Source organism: Azoarcus sp. TTM-91, from assembly GCF_012911025.1.
GTDB lineage: Bacteria > Pseudomonadota > Gammaproteobacteria > Burkholderiales > Rhodocyclaceae > Azoarcus.
The window spans coordinates 1-3,945 of record NZ_WUEI01000204.1 but is presented as its reverse complement, the minus strand read 5'-3'; the positions used below and the strand labels follow the sequence as shown (position 1 = coordinate 3,945).

General features: G+C 53.0%; 3 protein-coding genes. All 3 read right to left on the bottom strand.

Annotated features, from left to right (window positions below):
- Positions 1 to 208 precede the first annotated feature (208 nt).
- Complete coding sequence (locus GRF61_RS23500) at positions 209 to 883, bottom strand: hypothetical protein (protein WP_169153039.1); 675 nt, start codon at positions 881 to 883, stop codon at positions 209 to 211.
- Positions 884 to 937: 54 nt separating this feature from the next.
- Positions 938 to 3,565, bottom strand: coding sequence for a LysM peptidoglycan-binding domain-containing protein (locus GRF61_RS23495; protein WP_169153038.1), 2,628 nt, complete (start codon positions 3,563 to 3,565; stop codon positions 938 to 940).
- Between the two features lie 23 nt (positions 3,566 to 3,588).
- Positions 3,589 to 3,945, bottom strand: a 357-nt coding sequence (locus GRF61_RS23490) for a DUF2345 domain-containing protein (RefSeq protein ID WP_169153037.1), incomplete at its 5' end; no start/stop codon positions are given.

The following is a 3,945-nucleotide window of genomic DNA, read 5'->3' as shown; positions in this document are numbered from 1 at the left end:
GTTGATTCCAAGCTCGGCGGCGACCGCCGTTTGGCTATGCCCGCGCCCCAGCATTCGAATCACCGTCCGCCGAAGCTGCTCGCGCGCTGCTGGCTCAAGCTTTCTGACATCGATCTTTTCCATGTCAGGAGTATACGACTGTTTTCTATTTTAGGACCGGGTTAATAGTCTCGCGGTCATGTGTGTTGGGTTTATGAATGCTGTATAGTTATTTTTCGAATTCTATGCTTTTGACTATTTTTATGAATAAATCGTAGCTAAGGCCTGCGGCTAGGTCAAAATTTTCGGGTTGGCGTGTAAAGCAGTTTTGGCCCATGGTCGCCGTTGCTTCTGAGTTGCCAATAATCATTCTTATACATCGGTTATGAGATAGAAACATGCTGCAGTATTCTGGTGTCGGGCGGGATGGGGCGTCAGTAGAATACTGGTCTTCTGCAATCCAGCCTTCCCAGTTTTTCCCATTTATTCTTTTGAAAATTGTTTTTCTTGTGAGTGAGCACTCTTCCTCTATTGAGCCAATCCAGGTGTCTAAGATTTTGTTTTTGTTTATTTTTATTCCGGTGTAATTTTTTCTAGATAAAATTTCATTTATATCATTTTTTTTAATCCTAATAAAAGGAAATCTATCTATCCAGTTGGGATTTCCGTGGTCGCTGAAAAGGGCGCCTAAAGAAAGCAGGTTTTCTTGGTTGGATGGTAAGCATGCTTTGATTATTTCATTACGGTCGGAAATTAGATTTTCAGGTATTTTAAATTTAATTCCGCAGGTTGAGATGGGTTTATTTTTTTTAATTAAGTAATTTTTTTCTGGGGTCGAATGGGATAGGGAGGGAAGTGAAAAAAGAGCTGCTGCTGTAGATATAAGAATAATTTTTTTTCCCATGATTGCGCCTGTTGCGTAGTAATTTGTGGGATTTGAAAAGTAAGAGGATGAGTATTAATTTTCGGTTTGTCTCTCGATTGATAGATTTTGAGGAAAGGATGTGTCATCGCTTAGGATGAAATAGATATAGTTGAAGAATTCCTGGCGTTCGTTTAGTCCTGCGCTGCCTCCATTTACCGGAGTTGTAACTGCTGAGACGTTTGCCTCTCCTCGGCCTAAGTCTGCACGGCGGTGTATATTCATGCCACTGCTATGTGCCCCAACGTTTGCTGAAATCATCTGCTTGCAAATCCAGAAATATCCAGCGGAGTCCGATGCTGAAAAGGAGTCTGTAGCTATTAGACTTGGGTTTAATGCGGTTGTGAAATCCGTGTTCCGAAAAATCTCATAATTTCTATAGCTTTTCCTGCCCGTTAGGTGGATTAGTCCGCGCCCTCGGAAGCGTGGTCCGTCTCCTATTTCAGTGTTTCCTAGGCTCTGAGCCTTAGCTGATATCTCTCCTGGACGCTGACTCACATAAGTGGGACGATCCCTGTCTTTTAGGAAGCCCATTGCTTGGAGCCAGCCCTGCTTGTTGTCGAAGTCTTCTTCTGCCTCTTCCGGTGTTAGTGTTTCATACATTGTCCTGAAATATCGTTCTCCTCCATTTTCAATAGTTGATTTAAGGGCGCCAGTTTCTTTGTATATTTGGGAGAGGAAGTGGGACTGTCGCAGAGGAGTAACAAAGCCATATTTAACCCACATTCGATTTATCGATATGTTCATGCTGGCTGGCATTGCTCCATCGCTATTGTTGCCTAGAGTCCATCGACCTCGAGCGCTGCTCCATGAAATATCTCCGCCTGCATTGGGGGATGACCTCCGGGGTAGCGTTTGCGCTAGTTCGTTTAGGCCACGCCACCCGCATTTCTTGAACGTTTGAATGAACCGAATCGGATGAAAGTGATAATGCACCTTATCCAATGCAAGACCAGCCGCGGTGGCTTCTTCCCAAAAAGCCAGTGCCTGATGATGTTGCTTGAGCCGTTCATAGGCATCTGAGGAAAGATGCTCCTCAAACAGGACATGGGCGGGTAGCGTGCTTGGCGTGTCTTTGACCCAGCGCCAGCGGTTGTCGAAATCCTCCCGGGACCATTCCGTGGGCTGCTTGACGACGCAATAGCTCAGGCGCTCCCGCATGGCTCCGGACTGAAGCTTGAGATAGGCGCGCAGGAGGCGGTCTTTGTACTGGGTACTGGTATTTGCTGAGATAGCGCTTTCCCCCGGCGCCTCGAGCATCGCGACTTGGATAGGCGCGGGAACTGGGGGCTCGATCAAGTCTACAAGCTGTGTCGAGTCGCAGCGGCTGTTGCCGTCCGTGTCATCGTCGATGAAGGTCCAGCCGAGCCAGTGCGGGAAGTCGGCATCGCTGAATGCTTGAACACCCGCGATATTGAGATTCACGAAGGCGGGTGGCGTACCGGGGACCGCGATCCGGCGGAAGTGGGGCAGGCGACCGTCCAGCAGATCGGACTCGGCGGGAGCGTCCGGGCCGATGACCCGACCGAAGCGCAGCATTTCATATCCGGCACTGGGGCAGCCGGGGTAAGCCTTCACGGCGGTCTTGTAGAGGTCGTAGCCGCCATTTTTCTCGGTGCATGAGCCGGTGATGGTGCCGTTGCCTTGACGGGTAGTGAGGGTGATTGTTCCGAGCGCTTCGCTCAAACTGACGATCAGCGGGGTTGAGGTATATCCGACAACGGTGGCCTGCCAGTTGCGCCATTCCTCGGCGCTGATTCCCTCTGGGGGGGTGACAGCGGCGGCGCCATGGATGGCCGGGATCTGGATGGTTCGTTTGGCAACGGTCGGTTCGGGTTTGTTCTGCGCCTTCTGTGCGGCGCCAGTCAGCGTGGACCACCAGTTGGCGGCCCGGGCGGGAGGGCCGTTGAGTTGGCGGATGCGCTTGGGTGTGGTGTTGAAGCGTTGCGCGACCGATTCTAGGGTGTCATTGCTTGCGCCGAGTGCGGAATTGAAGAGCCGGACCGTATAGGGCTTTGTTTCGGTGCGTGGGTCCTTCTGATAGAGCGGGGTGCCCATGGGCAGAACAATATGCATGTCGCCCCAAACGCTATTACGCCGACCTTCAATTGCGACAAGAGGACCCTGGCTTCGGCCCATCAGCTTTTCCACGTTCTCTTCATCCGTGACGATCTCGAAGTGGATGCAGTGCGCCCGGCCGTATATGACACCGGCCTTGCCGATAGGCTCTTTGCGATAGACCTTGTCGCCGGCTTTCAGCTTTGCCTGGGTGCCCGCTTTGTTCTCCAGGGTGTGCAGATGCTGATAGATCGAATAGAAGATGACGTTGAGGTCTTCACCGATCTCGGTGGTGTGCTTGAGAACCATGACGCCATTGCTGGTCCAGCCGGTGTAATACAGCAATGGATGAGCGGGAGAGGCGTCGAGCGGGATGGGGGCACTGTCACGGGCGAACACGACTTCACCATCGGCAATGGCGCGGACGGGCTCCGGGTTTCCTGGCGCGCCCGGGGCCGTCAGATGGACACCACCATGCCAGCCGAAATGATGGCTGACGGGGAAGGCGCCCTTGCCGGTCTTTTCACCCAGTGCCATGACGTCGCCGCTGATCGTGTCTATCTCTTGAGACGCGGTGGCTTGAAGGAAAGGGGGGCTGATGAGCATCGATAGGGGTTCCGATGGGGGCGCTATTCGGAGAGCGGCAGATCGGTGGGGGCAACGGGAATGCGCGGCATTTTTTCGAAGAGGTCGAGAGACCAGGCATTCAGTTCAGGGCTGCGATAGGCTGGGCCGGTAAAGCGGTGCTTCCCAGCCTTCACAATGAGGCTGCCCGGCATGCCTAATTCGATATTCCCGCCAGCGATCCTGATGTAAGCCCCACCACACAAGAGCGTGATGTGCTCCCTGGCGGCGACCTGCACATGCTGCTGACTGGCACTGATCTCCACGCTCTGGTCCGCCTCCACCCGGAGGCTGTTGTGCTGCGCCTGCAACAGCAACTCCCCCTGGTGCGCGATATGGCGCATGTCCCCCGCCTGGGCGAA

Excerpts from the sequence above, each read along its gene's own strand:
- GRF61_RS23495 (WP_169153038.1), bottom strand. The coding sequence starts at position 3,565 with ATGCTCATCAGCCCCCCTTTCCTTCAAGCCACCGCGTCTCAAGAGATA.
- GRF61_RS23500 (WP_169153039.1), bottom strand. The coding sequence starts at position 883 with ATGGGAAAAAAAATTATTCTTATATCTACAGCAGCAGCTCTTTTTTCA.